The organism is Sphaerothrix gracilis Ecp01, from assembly GCF_030405905.1.
Lineage (GTDB): Bacteria > Cyanobacteriota > Cyanobacteriia > Phormidesmidales > Phormidesmidaceae > Sphaerothrix > Sphaerothrix gracilis.
Genome location: NZ_JASATW010000005.1, coordinates 247,051 through 263,922 on the forward strand (window position 1 = coordinate 247,051; position 16,872 = coordinate 263,922).

A 16,872-nucleotide genomic window follows, 5' to 3' on the forward strand; every position below is an offset into this window, starting at 1 on the left:
TTTACCAGTGCGGATATAGTATAAAAAAAGCGATAAGTCAACTTAGTTTAATTATGGCGGTTAATCCTGCCCTGGTTTCGACAGTGGCAGTGCGGGGCGCTCTGAAACTTCAGCAAATCTTTGCCACCGTAGATGCTCAGAGCTGTCCCAATAGCTACAACTTTCACATGCACACGCTCTGCTCGGACGGACAGCTAGAGCCGGAAGCACTGGTGGAGCAGGCTATTTCTATTGGCCTCGTAGAATACGCGATTACCGATCATCACACCGTCAAAGGCTATCGTCGCGCTAAAGCCTGGATGGAAGACTGGCAGTGGCGTCATCCGGCCTCAGTTAGAGGTAAAGCTCGAAAACGCGCAGCGCTACCGCGCCTTTGGTCAGGCGTTGAGATCACGGCCACCCTATTAGACGCCGAAGTGCATATCCTAGGCTACGCTTTTGATATTGATCACCCCGTCATCCAGCCCTATCTACAGGGCCACAGCCGCCGCGAAGGCGATCGCGCCGCGCAAAAAGTCATTGATGCTATTCAGCAAGCGAACGGCCTAGCTGTTTTAGCGCATCCGGCCCGCTATCGCCGCTCTGCTGAAGACTTAATTCAGGCTGCAGTGCAGCTAGGCATCGACGGGGCAGAAGCCTACTACGCCTACGATAATCCTGCTATTTGGCGACCTAGCCCCGACAAAACTAAAGTCGTTGAGCGCCTGATAGATGATTACGGCCTGCTGCGAACCTGCGGCACCGATACCCACGGCAAGAGCCTGCTGAAGCGAATCTGACCCAAACCAGCAAAAGGTCTAGCTTACTTTGGCATACTCTCAAAAAACATCAGGCCAATTAGGCTGGCACAGACTAAAGCCATCATAAAGCCAAGTCCTAGAGCCTGACCCAGTCCGGTGCGAGAAAAAGCAGCTTTCATATCGTTTACTCGTCAATGTTATGAAAGCAAGATATCACTTGCTTACGAGTCGCTACGATAAATGAATTAATGCTTCACAAAGTTAATAGTGCGTTACATCAGCGTTTTGCTCCGGCTTGATCTACTGCTAAAACAGTTGCTTAAAACAATTAGGAGTCACGCAGCTCAAGATTCAAGACGCTAGCGGCAGAGATAGGATCCCCTTTGTCCCCCTCGATAAGGGGGCGATCGCCGGGGGAATCTTGCGAGCAGTTATTCAGGCTTTGTCAAATTCGTAAGTCCCGACAGCCTTTTAGTCAGACTCTGCTGAAACGCCTTGAGACAGCGCTTGCGGGTCGGTGCACTCTGCTTCAGAGTATTGGACGGGGACAGTAAACCGAAGAGCCTGGTAGGAGTCGCCCGCCGCAACGTCAGCATTGCCTACTGCCTGGAGAGCCGCCTGATTTAAGCCTGCATAGCCAGTACTCCTGAGCAAGGTAGGTTCGCCTACGGGTTCACCTGCAGGCGAAACAACAACGCCTACTTGGGCAGTGACAGGCGGTACCGGCAGGCAAATCCGCAAAGGATAGTCAATCGGAATTTCCGCCGCTGGCTGCAGCGGCAGTTCAGCAATTTCTAACTCAGACTTAAACTCAGCTAACCAGTTGGCTGAGGTTGTTTCTGCCGCTGCACTGGTGGTACCGGCTTCGCTATAGGTATAGGCAGTCTGAAGTGCTTCTAGCTCCTCTTTTAGGGGATTAGAGGCAGCTGCATCCGTTTGGCTGCTAGCGGGATCGGCTTCGCTGTTAGCCTCTTCGCCAGCAGCAGCTTGACTCCCGGCTGTGGACTGCGTTGCGGATGAACCGGGTGATCTGAGGTCATCAGCGCTGCGAGATGGGCGCGTGGAAATTTGTAGGTTATCGACCCCGACAGTGCGCTGATCCAGTTCTTCAGCCGTAATTTCTCCCACGCCATCTGTCACTGAACCGCTACGGGGCTGATTCGAGCGCGACTGAACTGTGGTTTCAGGTCGAGACTGACCTGAGCGACGGGTTTGCTGCGAGGAGCGTCCTCGTGTTGCCGTCCGTCCCGGAGAACTGGAAGGATTGCCTCTCACAGGCGTATTGCCTATGGGCGGATTGTAGAAAAAAGGATTGGGAGGTAAGGGCTGGCTGTCGGAGAGGTAGGGCGTGGCACCAGAAGCAGTGCTATTAGGAGACTGGAGAGGCGCTAGGGAACCTGGCTGGGGCAGCAGCGAAAAAGTATTGGAGTTACCCGAAAAATCAGGCAGACGTTGCTGTTCAGCCGGCGTTAGTTCGACTAAGGGTACCGTGCGCTCATCGGCTATCGGCTCCGATTCGGCCAAAGACGCCAGTGAAAATGAGGAAAATTGGGGAGAGGCCGCAAACAAAATCCCATGAATGCCAATCGAAACGACTGCGGCTATACCGGTTGGCTGCTGCAGCGGGCCTAATAGTCGGCGATAGTTAACAGATTTTAGAGCCGAAAATCGAGAGAACATAGAATGGTTAGTCACCCCCGCCGAGTTATACAAACTGACCGCGATCGCCCTTAAAAAGTTGCGCTGACGCCCTGTAGCTGCAGAATTGCTGGCTGGCGAACCTGGACAATCAGCAGTGAAAAATAGGGCAGCTTTAGATCATGATGCTGACTGAGACCAGCATAGATCACCTGATTCGATCCTGTGGCATTCTGCACGATAAAGCTGCGGTCTAAAAGCTGATGCTGCTGCAGAATCGACCAGACCTGCTGATAGACTGAACTCATTTTCAGTAAAACAATAACGTCCGCCCAGGCAATTACTTGCTCTAGCTGTTCTGGGGCATAAAAGGCTGGCAAAACGGCCAGGTTTTGGGCCTGAATTGTCAGGGGGATGCCCAGGACTGCTGCCGCTGCCAGAGGCGAACAGATCCCTGGAACCGCTTGAATCTGACTTTGTGGATAGCAATGATGCAGGGTTTGGGCCAGATAGGTGAAGGTGCTGTAGAAGCTGATATCGCCTTCGCTGGCGAATACCACGTCTTTTCCCTGCTGTAGATAGGCCCAGACCTGGGCTGCTGCCTGCTGCCAAGCCGCCTGCAGCTCGGCTTCATCCTGCACATAGGGAAATCTTAGGGGTAACTGGATCTGTTGGGGGGACAGCCACTGGGCGATCGCCTGCTGCGCCATGCCGGGTCGATTTCCGCTGCCTGCTGGAAACGCCACCACTGCTGCCGCTTGCAAATGCCGCAACGCCTTTAGCGTAATGAGTTCTGGATCACCTGGCCCCACCCCAATGCCATACAGCGTTCCCAGTCTCCGATCTGATGCCTGATCAAACTCTGTCACTTCACTATTCCCCTCTCCCTCGTTGCCATCCAATCCCTATTTAACTGATGAGCTACGGAGTTTAGAGTTTGAGACGCTAGTAGTAGTGAAAAAATCTCCCCCTTGCTCCTGCTTAGTAAGGGGCGTAGCGACAGCGGGGCAGATCTCGCAATTAGCTGAAACCTCGTCAAGTGCCTAAGTCCTGTTAATCATTAATTGGTTAACTTGGTTAATCTCCAATAAAGACCCCTAGTCACTATTACAGATGCTTTTACCCATTGTCACTTTGCCGGGTGATTTAGCTGGCGCAGCGTCCTCTGGAAACAGCGCAGCGCCAACCGGGGGATTTGTCAGGCTAGAGCACAGCCGTTTCACTCAAAGCAGGCTATACTAAAAAGCGGAATTAACGGGATGTAGCGCAGCTTGGTAGCGCGCCTGCTTTGGGAGCAGGATGTCGCAGGTTCAAATCCTGTCATCCCGATTTATTTTATCTTCGTTATCGCTTGGAGGCTAACCGCCGAAGTCGGCGTCAATCAAGGTTTATCCTGAAGCTGGCCGATTGCTGTGAACAATAGAACAGGCGTAGCGCAACACACGGGTGGCGGAACTCTTGTTAGCATCTTTATGTCAAATGTTTAATGAAAACTAACGTAAAATTTTCAGAGACATTTTGTGACGTGAGCGCATAAGTCATTTCTGCTTAGATCCGTTTTGAGAAATGGCGCCATCTGATAAAGTCTTGTATTTGATTTAGGATCCTTTGGTACGGCTACCAGGAGCTTTTACTTATGAAATCACTCATTCAGCGAATTGCGACTTTGAGTTTAGTAGGCGGTACGCTGCTAAGCTCTCTCTTCGTCGGCGGTCTACGGGCACTCGCGCTGACCCAGGAGCAAATTGTCGATAAACTCTCGACTGTGCCTGTTTTTATCATCGTAGACGGCGAAGGGCGATCGCTGATGGCCGCTGCGTCTAATGGCGAAGAGTCGGTCGAAGTCCCGCTAGTCTTTATTGATGGTGAGGGCGCGGAAGGCTTTCTAGAAAATGCCCAGCAAAACAATGAGCCTTTTGCGACCGAAGCTCGCGTGGCCTCGATTTGGCTCGGTGATTTATACCAGCAGGCTCAGTCTCAGGGCGGTGACACAACTGATTTTGCCTACATTCCTTCTCCTGAAGAACTGCAGTCAGCTCAGGCTGAAGCGGGAGAAGAATTTGCTGGCGTTCCCCTGTTTGTTGCTCGGCTCAACGGCGGCTACCTGCCAGTGCAGCTTGGTGAAGAAACCTTAGTGCCGATGTTCTTTTCGAGAGAAGATCTGCAGGTGCTGATTGATCAGTTTGAGCAGCAAAACACTAGCGAAGACGCCAACGTCGAAATTGAAGTGGTGGCGTTGGAAGCGGTTTTGCAAAAAATGCAAACGCCTGACAACGATGAGCTAAATCAACTACTCGAAGTGGTGAGACTATTCCCTGATTCTGATGTGGTTGAGTTTATTCGCGATCGCCAGGCAGAGTCAGAGAACTAGTCGGACGTTGAGTTTAAGACTGTGAGTCGGGGCTGATAGGGCAAGTAAAGGATAGAAGCTAAGGACACCGCGTTAATAGCTTCTTGCTTGTTTTCTGCCGCATCAGTCTTTAAGCGAGGGCGTTCCTTGTGAATGCCCTCGTTTAGCTATGGCTCAATCATCAGTTCGATTATCAACTCGATCAACGAAATGTTACGCCATTGGGTAGCGAAGTCAGCCGTTTTGTGAGGTTGTGTGAAGCTGTCGGCTCTTCCCCCGGCAAGCAGAGGACAATATCGCTAATGCCCGTTACGACAAAGTTTTGCAATGCGTATTTTTAATCGAGCGCCTCTGACTGAAGGAGAAACTCAAACTAAGATCTTACGGGCGGCTCAGCGCTTGTTTGCTCAAAAGGGCTATGGCGGTACGACTACGCGAGATTTGGCCCAGGCGGCGGGCGTAGCGGAAGGAACTCTATTTCGCCACTTTGACAATAAAAAGGCAATTTTAATCGAAGTAGCCACTCAGGGCTGGATAGAAATTCTGACTGATTTGCTAACTGAGCTCAGCGAGATGGCAAGCTACAAGGCTGTGGCTCAAGTGATGCGGCGGCGCATGTTAAGCTTGCCTAAAAACTCTGACATGATGCGGGTCTGCTTTATGGAAGCGCAGTTTCACCCTGAGCTACGAGAGCAGATTCAGGCAGAAGTGATTGTCAAAATGACTGATGTGGCCGAAGCCTTTTTTCAAACCGCAATGGATCGCGGCACCTACCGCCAGATGAATCCCCGCGTCGTGGCTCGCATTTTTCTCGGCATGTTCACGGTAGCCGGGTTCAGCCAAATGACTTTAGCTGACGAAGCCTCCCCTAAAGATATGCAAGATCTGGCAGAAGGCTTAGCCGATATTTTCTTAAACGGCGTTCTCCCTAGAGATTAACTTTCTTCCTAGAGATTAACTAAAGATGCCCTACTGGCCTTTCTGCGCGGGCAATAAACTGTCGAGGTTGTCTGGATCAACCTGATAGGCGGCACCAAATCCCATGATAAAGCTGCCACCGGAGGGAGTGAGCTGGAAAATACGGAAGTCAGGTAGACTGCGCAGCATTTCAATGATGGTACCAAACCGCTGCTGAAAGCGATCGCAAACCTGTGTCCAAGCGGCATTATCTTTAGGCAGCAGCTCGGCGGTGCAGTCATAGCTGAGGCGCTGACGGGCAAAAATCTGCGGTGTTTTCGATTCATCTGCAATCAGCAAGATGCTGGCCTTACCGTTTGTTTCTAGATTCTGCGTATGGCTGGAAAGGCCGCTGGTAAAGATAAAAAAGCGATGCTGCTGATTCATGACGAAGGGAGCATAGCTGGCGTGGGGGCTGCCATCTAGGTTGAGAGTGCTAAGCATGAGGCTTTGCACTTCGCTGGGGAAGCGTTGGTAAGCTTCTAGAACAGACTCAATCTGGGACATCTTCGATCTAAAAGTAGAGGGCAAAGCGCCAAGACTCTATCTGTCTTCAGAGGAAAAGACTGGCGCTATTCTTTAGATTAACAATACTAAGAACTGTAAATTCGCCCCAACTATGGCCACTTCTCAACCCCCCACTAGCTCCCTTGACAATCTCATGAGCCACCTCGCTACGCCCGATCGCGCCGTTTTGGAGCAGGAAGGCGTCGTTGTTATGGGAGAAGACGGACAGTATACGGCAATGGTGTTAGCCAATGCGGACTGGCAGACCGCTTGGGCCGTTGTGCGGGATTATGAAAATTTTGCCCAGTTTTTGCCGACGGTGATTTCTAGCCGCATTGTGGAAGCTGAGGGCGATCGCAAGGTGGTTGAACAAACCGATGTCCGGGACGTGATGCTGACAACGGTGGAATCGACTTTGCGAACTGAAAATATTGAGAAAGACCGCGAAATTGCGTTTCGGTTGATCGAGGGTGATTTAGAAAAACTAGAGGGATTTTGGCGGATTGATTCAATTGCCGATGACAGTTCCGGCTCGCTGAAGGCTCTGATTACGCAGCAGGTCACGGCGCAAGCCGATATTGGTCTGCTAGACGGTGCCTTTTACAGCATTTTTGAAAACAGCCTCAAGGAAAACCTACAGGCGATCGCGACTGAAGCCGAGCGGCGCACCCGCGAAAGTTAGATGTGTGGACGATACAGCCAGAGTCATAGCGGGGAAGCGATCGCGGCGGCTTTTCAGCTAGAAACCGCCCCGCAGCTAACACCCCGCTACAATATTGCACCGACCCAGTCAGTTTCAGTCGTTTTAGCAGGCGAGGCCGGGCGGGAGCACGCTTTCATGCGCTGGGGATTGATCCCCAGCTGGGCCAAAGATGCGGCGATCGGCAATCGGCTGATCAATGCCCGCTGCGAGACGGCCCACGAGAAGCCGTCCTTTCGATCCGCTTTCCGGCGGCGGCGCTGTTTGGTGGTGGCTGATGGTTTTTACGAGTGGCACCGAGAAAAAGAGCGCCAAACAAAACAGCCCTATTACTTCCATCTGCGCGATCGCCCGCCTTTTGCCTTTGCCGGTCTGTGGGAACAGTGGCAAAACGATGACCAGACCATCCATTCTTGTACCCTGCTCACAACAGCTCCCAATGAGCTGCTGGCGACGGTACACAACCGTATGCCCGTAATTCTCCCAGCAGACGCTTACGATCCCTGGCTGGATCCGCAGGAGCAGCGAGTAGAAGTTTTGCAGCCTCTGCTTACTCCCTATGCCGCCGCCGAAATGCAGGGCTATCCGGTGAGCACGCAGGTCAACAATCCTAGCCACGAGACTGCCGCCTGCATTGAGCCGCTCGATCCGCAGGAATAGACCTTTGGGTGACTTGAGTTAATCAGCGCTAGGAACGATGTTGTGGGCGGCTTCAAGACAGGCTCAGCTCCCGCTCAATGTCCTTAACGTACTCAGAAATTTGGTGGTCTAGGATAGTGCGTGGCACATAGCGCTTGCAGGTTAACAGCGCCAAGACAACTTCTAACACCGTCAGCAGCAGAACCGCTGCGTCTGACCAGAAAACATTGGTATCAGACAGGAGTATATGCTGACGGCGCTTCGTAAAATAAACCCGCTCATCAATGTGATGAAAATCAATGAGCGGGGGCAGTCGTGGCGGCAGTCGCGGGACTACGTCGTTATGATTGACCACCCGATGCAGTCGTCCGGCTAAATCGGTGTTAATAGCCTCTGCTAAAGGCCGTTGCACAACGCGAGGGGAACCAAACGTATAGAGTCCGGTGACTTGACGATAAATCAGCGCTTTGTAGGCGGCCAGAGTCGCTAAAGCCCCCCCTAAACTGTGCCCGGTCATATAAAGCGGACATTGCGGGTCTAGCTCGCTGATGGCCTCGCTGATGCCGGGGGTTCCTTTCCATTCAATCTGTCTGGGTGGATAAATCTGCTGCACTTTTTGGCTCAGGGCGCTGCCCCAGACATGGTAAATACCTTCTAAGAAGCCGCCGTGGGCATAGAAATTAGCTCTGGTTCGCGGTTTTTTCTGAGTTGCTTTTATTTCTTGGGGGGCGGCTTCAATCAGGTTTTCGTTAGGAAAGAGACGCTTAACCAGATTGATATCGGTCAAAATATCAATTGAATCTTGTTCTGTGCCCCGGAAGGCCAGGACAGCAAATTGCTCACCTGCTGGAACGCCGGGATGAACGGCCAAAAAAGCCTGGGTGCCCCCCGCATCAAAAAAGACGACTCGCTCGAAATTTGCTTGTCTAAGTTCGGTGGCAACCGTAATTTTGTTCTCGTAAGCCAGCTGGGAGCACTGAGCTAGCCACCAAGCGATCGCCACTGTGTAGCCCTGCTTACCGGCTGGAAACGGTACCTGAGTCCACTGCTGAAAGTATCTTGGCTGGTAAGTCATACTGTGCCCCCCGATTTCTTCACCTGACCGTGTACTTTAAGTGCCCAATCAGCCAAGTGCCCAATCAGCCACTCTAAATTCAGCTACACGGAAATCCTATCCAATTTCTGATCAAACCCAAATGATCACATAAAGATAAAAAAAGACTCCTTCACTGAGGAAGGAGTCACTAAATTGAGCCAAATATTCAGCGAGGCAAAGCTGTCAAATTAGTTGATGACGGCAATACCACCGGCAATGCCGGAAACAATAGCTGATACCAGCGCTGTACCAAATAGCCACCAAGCAGCCGCTTCCGCTGCTTTTTTCGTAGCCTCTACCTGCTGATGGGCCTGCTGCTTGAGATCATGGAGGCGAACCTCTACCTGTTCCTCAATCCGCTGGGCGCGGCGGAGAACGCTATCACGAGCGGATTCAATCTGATCAATGACGCGGTTGGCATCGGCCTCAGAAATGCTGTCATGAGAGCTGACGACGGCTACTAGCGTATCGCGGTCAAACTGAGAGAGGCGATCGCGCAGAGCAGAGAATCCGGCTTGCGGGTCGTCAAACAGCTTGCGCACGTCGCGCTGAACGCCGTTGTAGTCTAACTCTGGCCGATCAAGCGAGTTGAGATAGTGACGGATACGGCCTAAAATCCGATCGACCACGGCGGCAATCCGCTGCTGCACCAGGTTCATCTGAGCCTGAATCCGATCGCGTACTGCCTCAACTCGGCCCACAATTTCATTGGCTTCTTCCCGTGAGAGGTCATCCCGCTGGGCTAGCAGCGCTACGAGAGTGTCGCGATCCATGCGCGAGAGGCGATCGCCAATCTTCTCAGCGCCCAAACGGGGATCGTCGATTAGGGTTTTGAGATCGCGCTTAATCCCCTCAGGGTGTAGCTCAGCTTTGTCAGTGCTGAGCAGGTAGTTTTCCAACGCCGTCTCGAAAGACTCAACCTGAGTCTGGGCGCGGCGAGCCAGGCGACGCGGCGATCGCAGCAGACTGCGAATCGAGTCTAAGACTTCGTCAATCGTCTGGTTGACTTCGGCCTCGCTGAGGTCATCGCGCTGGCTCAAGAGCTGGACTAGGGTATCGCGATCCATCCGGGCGAGGCGACTCCGAATCGCCTTAGCGCCAATCTTGGGATCGTCAATCAGCTTTTGCAAATCGCGCTTGATGCCTTCAGGATTGAGCTCCGTTTTGCCTGTGTTGCGCAGGTAGTCTGCGATCGCCGTGGTGGCATGATGATACTTTTCCTGCACCTGGTGGCTGAGCCGCCGGGGGGCGCTCATGGCCTGATACCAGTTGCGCTCTACCTGATTGACGATGCGGTTGACCTCGGCCTCTGAAAGCTCGGGGCGCTGGCTGAGCAGCTGTACCAGGGTATCGCGGTCAAAGTGAGCTAAACGGCCTCGCAGTTGGCGAATCCCCGTTTCTGGCTCATCGAGCAGAGTTTGCAGATCGCGCTCAATGCCGTCAGGGTTTAGCTCGGCTTTACCCGTGCTGCGTAGATAGTCTTGCAGCTGCTGCCACTGATTCTCCAGACGCGCTTTAGCTGCCTGCTGGACTCCTTCAGCATCGCCCACCTTGCGGTTAAGGATCTGCTGGAACTTGCTGGCAATCTGCTGGGCTTCTGTGGCATCTAGGTCAGGGCGAGTCACCAAAACCTGCACCATAAAGTTAGAACTTAGCAGCGTGTAGCGCTCTCGTAGCTGCTCGCTGGTGGCCTCCGAGTCTTCTACAATCGCCTCAAAGGCGCGATCGCCTAGGTCGGTCAGTAGCTCCTCTTTGGGCGTGAGCTGTAAGAAGATTTCGACTTCTCGGCGTAGCTGCTTTTGCGCCTGCATCCACTCAGCGGCCTGCACTTCCTGCAGCACATTTTGCCGAATGACTTCTAGCTGCAGCGAAGTCTGCTGAATTTCTGCCTGAGTTAGCAGGCCGCGAGACTGCAAGACGTCAACAAAATAGGGGCGATTGAGCTGCTCTAGCTGGCGGCGCAGGGCTGCCGGATCCGCGTCGCGATCGTAGAGAACGTTGCTAAAAGACTCTTGCAAACGCTCACCCCGCATTTGCCAAACGTAGGTATGAAGCAGATAGTTCTCGACGTCGGCCTTGAGCAGGCTGACTGGCTCGGCCTCACTGCTGCTGACCTGACTGGCAATTTTCTGGGCCTGATCTCCAAGCTGGTAGCGAGCCGACTGCACCTGATCAAGAATTTTTTCAACGTCTAGATCTGACAAATCGGTGCGGCCCATGGCAATGCCCATTGCCGTGTTCAGTCCTTGAGAAAGGGCCTGCTGAATCGGGCCAGAAGAGGTGCGATCGCGGCGACGGCGGCGCAGTTCTTCGAGCAACTGATCAAGCCGCTGATTGAATCCTTCGGTAATTTCTTCTGGCTGGGCGTTGCGGAGGTAGCTAACCAGTTCCTTAATGCCGCTATTAGAACTATTAGAAGAAGACTGCTGCAGCGACTGCTGCCATCTTTTATAGAGGCGATCGGCAATGCGATTAACTTCGCGGGCGGAAAGATCGCTGCGGCTGCTGACCAAATCCACAAATGCCTGACGATCGATCCGCTGTAGGGTTTCTGTGTCGCCTAAGTCCTGTAGGTTTGCTTCTCTGACAATTTGCTCGAACTCGGCCTCTAAATCGCTAATGTCCACTTCAGGCGATCGCAGGGTCGCCACATAGCTCTGCAGGGTGTCTTTGACGGCGTCAGGGTCTACAGTTTCAGCTAGCTCTCGCCGAACGGCGGCCGCAGCGGCTTCTGCGGTCGCTACGACCTGATTACTAGTGGCTTTGGCCCCGAGGGCAGCCGTGGCCGTTCCCATCAGGGTCTGAAAGCTCGTGGTTGCCTGCTTGACAACCGAACCCACCAGAGAACCTACCGTCGTGGAGCTAAACCAGACCAACAGGGTAAAGTAAAGTCCCCAAATTACCAGTCCGGTGATTGTGCCCAGCACCCAGTTGTCAAACAGGCTCAGCTTCACGGCTAACCAGCAGGCAAAAAACAGGGCTACGCTAACCGTCACTAATGTCCAAGCCCCAAAAGCAACGCTAATGGTCTGGACTGACAAACCGCTGTCGCTGCTATTGGAAGACTTACTGGAGCTGCTGTGACTGAGATAAGAAACTCCCGTTGCTACCGACAAATTCGTCAGCAGCATCTGAAAGCCGAAGGCCAAAATCAAACCCGACAGCAGCGCCACAAAAAACTGAGGCCCTGAAAAAACGAGAGCTGCTTCCTCAGGAGTATCGACGCCAGCGTCGGAAAGCTGCGCAATGAAGCGCCACGCAGTCAGCATCCCGTTAAAACCTATCATTGGACCCATCCTCAAAAACTTAAACTGTAACTGCAAACTTCCAGGCAGCAATCTCTCATCAAGAAAGGATTGCCACAAGTCAAAGCTGACTTATCTCTTTCAGACTTGTGTCTTTAGCCTGAGATTGCTTACTGCCCTAGCTAATCCAACATTTTTTCAGTTGTTTAAGCATCTCTCTACAGGCTGATACCAGGCCCAGAAGGCAGGCGCGATCGCTGTTGCTTGCACAGACGTAGAGCCGTACTGCTTTCTCCATAGCGTTAATTTTTTGCCAAAATTCAGTAGCACTTGAACTCCTTTTTGCCTGTTGACAGGTGAATAAGCCGCAATATACGGCTGTAGGAAGAGGGAGAAAGTCCCCAATTATTCCTACTATTTGGCAGGTGTCGTAAAACGCTTAAAACTAATTAATTATTTGTAATGTCAGTTCCTATTCCATCTAGACCTTACGGTTATCGAATTGGCTCTGGAAACGCGCCTATTCAAGCTGAAGTCTTCGTCGATATTGAGTGTCCTTTTTCCAAGCGTGCTTGGGAAACTCTGCAGAAGGTTGTGGCCGGTAGTGCCTCAGAGCAGGTTGCCTTTACGGCTCTGCCGACAGTCCTTTGCGATCACCGGCAGAGCTGGGATCTTACAAAAGCGGCTACCTGGGTAGCCAACGGGGATGCAGAGCGCTTTTGGCAGTTCTTTTCATATCTTTATCAACGTCAATCCCAGTTTTCTACAGCGGCTTTCAAACAAAAAACTCAGCTAGATTTACACAATTTGATTGCAGAGTTTGTAGAAGACTTTACCGGCCAGAGTCCCCCAACTTCCCTGTCTGAAAAGCTGGGCGACGACGGGCTAGAAAATCGAGCTAAGCACTCAGTTCGCTACGCCATTATTCGAGGTATCTGGTCAACGCCAACTGTCCTGATTAATGGGGCAAAAGCCGACGTTTTAGATTCCAGTGCAACCGTTTCGGACTGGCAAAATCTATTCGATTCACTGATAAGCCAAAACTAAGTCGGCGCTTATCTACAAGCGCCAATCGCCGCAGGAAGTACAAGGAGAGCCTAATTATGCGAATTGCCCAAGTTGCTCCACTTTGGGAGCGCGTTCCGCCGCCCGCCTATGGCGGCATTGAGCTGGTTGTGAGCTTTTTAACTGATGAGCTGGTGCGACGGCATCATGATGTCACCCTCTTCGCCACTGGCGATTCTCAAACCGAGGCCGAACTGGTAGCTGCGATCGCTGAGCCGATCCGGGGTAACGAAGCGATCGAGGAGCCAATGGTTTACGAGATGATTCAGCTACAGCAGCTGCTAGAGCGGCTTGACAACTTCGATATCATTCATATTCACAAATGGATTCCGCCGTTGCCCATCGCTCACATTATCAAGCGGCCCACGGTCTACACCATGCACAGCAACTTTGGTAAAGACCACCGCAAGCTTTACACCCGCTATCCGGAGCAAAACTTTGTCAGCATCAGTCGGGCGCAGCAGGATTTAGCGCCCCAGCTCAACTATATCGCGACGGTTTATAACGGCATTGATCCAGGGCGGTTTCCCTTTGTCGAACAGCCGCAAGATCCCCCCTATCTAGCTTTCTTGGGCCGCATGTCTCCCAATAAAGGGCCACATCACGCTATTGCCGTCGCCAAGCAGCTCGGACTGCCGCTGAAGCTAGCCGGGAAAGTGGATAAAAAAGACCGCGACTATTTTGAGCAAGAGGTGGCTGCTCACTTTGACGAAGCGCAGATTCAGTATTTAGGCGAAGTCAATCACGCTGAGAAAACCCAACTGCTCGGCCATGCGATCGCCACTCTGTTTCCGATTACCTGGCACGAGCCATTTGGTCTGGTGATGGTGGAGTCGATGGCGACTGGAACGCCCGTAGTGGCGATGCGGATGGGGGCGGTGCCGGAGGTGATTGAGCCAGGCAAAACCGGATTTATCTGCAATGATGTAGAGGACATGATCAGCTCGGTTTCCCAGGTTGATCAAATAGATCGGCGGCGCTGTCGGCAGCGCGTAGAGCAGCATTTTAGCTATGAAGCTATGACGGATAGCTACCTGGCTGTCTATGAGCAGGTACTCTCCTCAGCGCCGCCGCAGAAAGTCGCTTAGGTAATAAATTTTCAGACTCCACTATGAAAGATGCGCAAAATTTTGAGTACGATTTGCTCGTAGTTGGAGCCGGTTCAGCGGGGCTATCAGCGGCTAAGTCAGCGGCTAAGCAGGGCTGGCAGGTAGCGATCGCCGAGCAAGACACCATCGGCGGCACCTGCGTCAACCGGGGCTGTGTGCCCAAAAAGCTGATGGTATATGCGGCAGATGTTGCCCAGCAGCAGGCGATGGCGACGGGATACGGCTGGGTCAATCCCAAAGGACTTTTTGACTGGTCGGCACTGAAGCAGTCAATGCATCAGCATATCGCCAAGATTAATCAGTCCATGCGATCGCAGCTAGAGGAGGCAGGCGTTACCTACCTTGCCGGGCAGGCCCAATTCCTGGATGCCCATCAGCTTCAGGTCGGCGATCGCACTTATAGCGCGGCCCATGTTGTCATTGCCGTTGGGGCCCGGCCAACCCAGCTAGACTGTCCCGGCGCTGAGCTGGCTATTACCTCTAGAGACATGTTCACGCTGACGGCGCTGCCCAAGCGCATCGCCATCGTCGGGGCTGGCTATATTGGCGTAGAGTTTGGCAGTTTGCTCAACTGGCTGGACTGCGAAGTGACGCTGCTGGACGTGGACGATCAGATTCTCACCGGCTTTGATCAAGATATCCGCTGCGCTGTGCAAAATAGCCTAACTGAGCGGGGCATTCGCTTTATCGGTGGGGCCAAAGCCAAAGCCTTAGAGAAAACAGCCCAGGGGTTACAGCTTCATCTTTCCAATCAAACGGAAGCCCTACGGACGGACTGCATTCTGGCGGCGATCGGTCGGCAGCCGAACCTGGCCGGACTGGGCCTAGAGCAAGCAGGCGTGCAGACCGACTCCGGGGCGATCGCGGTGGACGACTATGGCTGCACCGGCCAAGCTCACATCTATGCGGTAGGCGACTGCACCCGGCGCAATAAGCCGCTGACGCCCGTCGCTAAGGCCGAAGGTGAGGCTGTCGCCCAAACGCTTTTAGGCACAGCTACGCCGATTGACTGCCCCTGTATTCCCTCAGCCGTATTTGCGCGCCCGGAAGCTGCAACGGTAGGGCTGACGGAGCAAATGGCGGCTGATGAGCTAGGGGAAGCCATGCAGGTGCGCTGTCAGTCTTTCCAGCCCTTGCGCTACAGCCTGACCCAGCAGTCGGAGCAGGGATTGGTCAAGGTGATTGTCAATCAAAAGTCTAACCAAGTGGTGGGGCTACACGTGGTTGGCGAACATGCGGCGGACATTGTGCAAGGCGTTGCTGTTGCCATTCGTCAGGGCATTACCGACAAGGCGCTGAGCCGCGCTCTGGGAATCCATCCCACGGTAGGCGAGGAAGTTTTGAGCCTGTGATAAACCTGGTTTAGACCGGAGAAAATGACGCATGACGCCCTCCAGTCTAAAAATTAGTACGACCTCAAATTTGATGACCTCAACTTCTCTGCTCGATCTGACTGTGACGCACTGGTCTGAGATTCCCACGCTCTGCCAGTATTTTGATCGACTCAACCAGAGTGAATTTGCCGCCGTTGCGGATCTATTCGCGCCGGAGGGGCAACTGCAGCCACCTTTTGAAGAACCCATTACGGGGGCAGAGGCGATCGCGGCTTACCTAGCTCAGGAAGCCAGCAATATGCAGTTAGAGCCGCTGCAGGGTGAACTGACTACCCTCGAAACCGGCAGCCTACAGGCCGAAATCAAGGGTAAGGTACGAACTCCTTTGTTCAAGGTCAACGTCGGCTGGATTTTTATTCTCAACCGCCAAGCCCAGATTGAATACGTACGGATTCGACTTTTAGCTTCGATGCAAGAATTGTTGAAGCTGCGCCGCTAACTGCTCGCTATGTTTGAGTTCGCGCCCTGGACAGTTTCGCTGCTAGGAGCTGCCTGCTTAGCCCTAGTTCATCTCTACGGCGTCAATCTGCGATTTTTAAGTCACTTGCCCCGAAGCTGGTGGCTTTCGTTTGCTAGCGGTGTCTCTGTGGCCTACGTCTTCATTCATCTGCTGCCCGATCTCAATCAGCATCAGTCTGTCCTAGACGAAGCTATCCCGCTAGCTTTCATTGAAAGTCACGTCTATATTATGGCGCTGTTAGGGCTGGCGGTTTTCTATGGTTTAGAGCGATTAGTCAAACGGTCTCAGCAGCGATCGCCCCAGAAAACGGATGAAACCGCCAGTCTTCGAGTTTACTGGCTACACATTGCCGTCTTTGCTACTTATAACGCTCTTATTGGCTATTTGCTCTTGCACCGAGAAGATGAAAGTCTGCGGGGACTGCTGTTCTTTTTAGTGGCAATGGCGCTGCATTTTTTGGTAAACGATGTGGGCCTGCAGCAGGATCACAAGCGCACCTATCATCGCTCAGGCCGCTGGATCTTGGCGTCAACTGTGTTGACCGGCTGGATCATTGGCAATACCGCTGAAATTTCGGAAGCGGCGATCGCTGCGCTGTTTGCTTTTCTAGCCGGCGGTATTATTCTCAACGTGCTTAAAGAGGAATTGCCTGAAGAACGAGAGAGCCAGTTTTGGGCTTTTGCTACGGGAACTAGCGCTTATGCTGCCCTGTTGCTGGCGCTTTGAAGCACTTACAGGCCAGGGAACTGTCATAGGCTCGTTGTAGCCTGTCGCACCTCTGCCAGCAAATATAAAGCTTTTGACCGTGCTGGCCTAGATTGACACAAGTGCAATATCTGTATCATTCTATACCTCTAGAGTTAGAGGATCCGCGAAAATGACGGGAAATAAAACTATCTCAGGGAAGATGGGAATTCTACAGGCGGTGTCGTAAGTTGCTAGTACCCGTAGTTGAGAAAACGGCTGTCTTCA

At 52.7% G+C, this 16,872-nt stretch carries 15 protein-coding genes and 1 tRNA gene; 11 read left to right on the top strand and 5 right to left on the bottom strand.

Annotation, left to right across the window (positions count from 1 at the left end):
* Nucleotides 1-53: 53 nt before the first annotated feature.
* Nucleotides 54-779, top strand: coding sequence for a PHP domain-containing protein (locus QJQ48_RS07590; RefSeq protein WP_346290607.1), 726 nt, complete (start codon nt 54-56; stop codon nt 777-779).
* Between the two features lie 432 nt (nt 780-1,211).
* On the opposite strand, the gene QJQ48_RS07595 is transcribed toward QJQ48_RS07590, so the two are convergent.
* Together QJQ48_RS07595 and QJQ48_RS07600 are read right to left on the bottom strand one after the other, a co-directional pair.
* Nucleotides 1,212-2,420: an energy transducer TonB family protein gene (locus QJQ48_RS07595; protein ID WP_346290608.1), complete on the bottom strand. Its 1,209-nt coding sequence runs from the start codon at nt 2,418-2,420 to the stop codon at nt 1,212-1,214.
* A gap of 50 nt (nt 2,421-2,470) precedes the next feature.
* Nucleotides 2,471-3,247 carry a precorrin-2 C(20)-methyltransferase gene (locus QJQ48_RS07600; RefSeq protein WP_346290609.1) on the bottom strand — a complete coding sequence of 259 codons (777 nt, stop codon included), beginning with the start codon at nt 3,245-3,247 and terminating at the stop codon, nt 2,471-2,473.
* 386 nt (nt 3,248-3,633) lie between these two features.
* On the opposite strand from QJQ48_RS07600, the gene QJQ48_RS07605 reads away from it, so the two are divergent.
* The 3 genes from QJQ48_RS07605 (at nt 3,634) to QJQ48_RS07615 (ending at nt 5,667) form a co-directional block, all read left to right on the top strand.
* A tRNA-Pro gene (locus QJQ48_RS07605) sits at nt 3,634-3,707 on the top strand.
* A gap of 307 nt (nt 3,708-4,014) precedes the next feature.
* A complete protein-coding gene (locus tag QJQ48_RS07610) occupies nt 4,015-4,749 on the top strand; it encodes a Tic22 family protein (protein WP_346290610.1) in 735 nt (244 codons plus the stop codon).
* Nucleotides 4,750-5,055: 306 nt separating this feature from the next.
* Nucleotides 5,056-5,667 carry a TetR/AcrR family transcriptional regulator gene (locus tag QJQ48_RS07615; protein WP_346290611.1) on the top strand — a complete coding sequence of 204 codons (612 nt, stop codon included), beginning with the start codon at nt 5,056-5,058 and terminating at the stop codon, nt 5,665-5,667.
* A 30-nt stretch (nt 5,668-5,697) separates the two neighbouring features.
* Here QJQ48_RS07615 and QJQ48_RS07620 read toward each other — a convergent pair whose 3' ends face one another.
* Nucleotides 5,698-6,192, bottom strand: a complete 495-nt coding sequence (locus QJQ48_RS07620) for a HugZ family pyridoxamine 5'-phosphate oxidase (RefSeq protein WP_346290612.1) — start codon at nt 6,190-6,192, stop codon at nt 5,698-5,700.
* Between the two features lie 112 nt (nt 6,193-6,304).
* Between QJQ48_RS07620 and QJQ48_RS07625 the strand changes: the two genes are divergently transcribed.
* Both QJQ48_RS07625 and QJQ48_RS07630 read left to right on the top strand, forming a co-directional pair.
* On the top strand, nt 6,305-6,874 hold the full coding sequence (locus QJQ48_RS07625) for an SRPBCC family protein (protein ID WP_346290613.1): 570 nt from the start codon (nt 6,305-6,307) through the stop codon (nt 6,872-6,874).
* Nucleotides 6,875-7,552, top strand: a complete 678-nt coding sequence (locus QJQ48_RS07630) for an SOS response-associated peptidase (protein WP_346290614.1) — start codon at nt 6,875-6,877, stop codon at nt 7,550-7,552.
* A 52-nt stretch (nt 7,553-7,604) separates the two neighbouring features.
* Here the strand turns inward: QJQ48_RS07630 and QJQ48_RS07635 are convergent, their stop codons facing one another.
* Nucleotides 7,605-8,606 (bottom strand): lipase family protein, encoded by a 1,002-nt coding sequence (locus QJQ48_RS07635; RefSeq protein ID WP_346290615.1) that lies wholly within the window; start codon nt 8,604-8,606, stop codon nt 7,605-7,607.
* 209 nt (nt 8,607-8,815) lie between these two features.
* Nucleotides 8,816-11,896 carry a coiled-coil domain-containing protein gene (locus tag QJQ48_RS07640; RefSeq protein ID WP_346290616.1) on the bottom strand — a complete coding sequence of 1,027 codons (3,081 nt, stop codon included), beginning with the start codon at nt 11,894-11,896 and terminating at the stop codon, nt 8,816-8,818.
* Nucleotides 11,897-12,334: 438 nt separating this feature from the next.
* Here QJQ48_RS07640 and QJQ48_RS07645 point away from each other — a divergent pair, with 438 nt between their 5' ends.
* The 5 genes from QJQ48_RS07645 to QJQ48_RS07665 all read left to right on the top strand — a co-directional run bounded on the left by QJQ48_RS07645 (nt 12,335) and on the right by QJQ48_RS07665 (nt 16,626).
* Complete coding sequence (locus tag QJQ48_RS07645; RefSeq protein WP_346290617.1) at nt 12,335-12,919, top strand: DsbA family protein; 585 nt, start codon at nt 12,335-12,337, stop codon at nt 12,917-12,919.
* A 56-nt stretch (nt 12,920-12,975) separates the two neighbouring features.
* A complete protein-coding gene (locus tag QJQ48_RS07650) occupies nt 12,976-14,025 on the top strand; it encodes a glycosyltransferase family 4 protein (RefSeq protein WP_346290618.1) in 1,050 nt (349 codons plus the stop codon).
* Nucleotides 14,026-14,048: 23 nt separating this feature from the next.
* Complete coding sequence (locus tag QJQ48_RS07655) at nt 14,049-15,398, top strand: FAD-dependent oxidoreductase (RefSeq protein WP_346290619.1); 1,350 nt, start codon at nt 14,049-14,051, stop codon at nt 15,396-15,398.
* A 73-nt stretch (nt 15,399-15,471) separates the two neighbouring features.
* Complete coding sequence (locus tag QJQ48_RS07660) at nt 15,472-15,879, top strand: ketosteroid isomerase family protein (RefSeq protein WP_346290620.1); 408 nt, start codon at nt 15,472-15,474, stop codon at nt 15,877-15,879.
* Between the two features lie 9 nt (nt 15,880-15,888).
* Nucleotides 15,889-16,626: a ZIP family metal transporter gene (locus tag QJQ48_RS07665; RefSeq protein ID WP_346290621.1), complete on the top strand. Its 738-nt coding sequence runs from the start codon at nt 15,889-15,891 to the stop codon at nt 16,624-16,626.
* Nucleotides 16,627-16,872 lie beyond the last annotated feature (246 nt).

What these genes read in the sequence shown, in the direction of transcription:
- QJQ48_RS07595 (WP_346290608.1), bottom strand. Translation starts at nt 2,420, where the DNA reads ATGTTCTCTCGATTTTCGGCTCTAAAATCTGTTAACTATCGCCGACTA.
- QJQ48_RS07625 (WP_346290613.1), top strand. Translation starts at nt 6,305, where the DNA reads ATGGCCACTTCTCAACCCCCCACTAGCTCCCTTGACAATCTCATGAGC.
- QJQ48_RS07665 (WP_346290621.1), top strand. Translation starts at nt 15,889, where the DNA reads ATGTTTGAGTTCGCGCCCTGGACAGTTTCGCTGCTAGGAGCTGCCTGC.
- QJQ48_RS07610 (WP_346290610.1), top strand. Translation starts at nt 4,015, where the DNA reads ATGAAATCACTCATTCAGCGAATTGCGACTTTGAGTTTAGTAGGCGGT.
- QJQ48_RS07655 (WP_346290619.1), top strand. Translation starts at nt 14,049, where the DNA reads ATGAAAGATGCGCAAAATTTTGAGTACGATTTGCTCGTAGTTGGAGCC.
- QJQ48_RS07645 (WP_346290617.1), top strand. Translation starts at nt 12,335, where the DNA reads ATGTCAGTTCCTATTCCATCTAGACCTTACGGTTATCGAATTGGCTCT.
- QJQ48_RS07630 (WP_346290614.1), top strand. Translation starts at nt 6,875, where the DNA reads ATGTGTGGACGATACAGCCAGAGTCATAGCGGGGAAGCGATCGCGGCG.
- QJQ48_RS07615 (WP_346290611.1), top strand. Translation starts at nt 5,056, where the DNA reads ATGCGTATTTTTAATCGAGCGCCTCTGACTGAAGGAGAAACTCAAACT.
- QJQ48_RS07640 (WP_346290616.1), bottom strand. Translation starts at nt 11,896, where the DNA reads ATGCTGACTGCGTGGCGCTTCATTGCGCAGCTTTCCGACGCTGGCGTC.
- QJQ48_RS07660 (WP_346290620.1), top strand. Translation starts at nt 15,472, where the DNA reads ATGACCTCAACTTCTCTGCTCGATCTGACTGTGACGCACTGGTCTGAG.
- QJQ48_RS07650 (WP_346290618.1), top strand. Translation starts at nt 12,976, where the DNA reads ATGCGAATTGCCCAAGTTGCTCCACTTTGGGAGCGCGTTCCGCCGCCC.
- QJQ48_RS07590 (WP_346290607.1), top strand. Translation starts at nt 54, where the DNA reads ATGGCGGTTAATCCTGCCCTGGTTTCGACAGTGGCAGTGCGGGGCGCT.
- QJQ48_RS07620 (WP_346290612.1), bottom strand. Translation starts at nt 6,192, where the DNA reads ATGTCCCAGATTGAGTCTGTTCTAGAAGCTTACCAACGCTTCCCCAGC.
- QJQ48_RS07635 (WP_346290615.1), bottom strand. Translation starts at nt 8,606, where the DNA reads ATGACTTACCAGCCAAGATACTTTCAGCAGTGGACTCAGGTACCGTTT.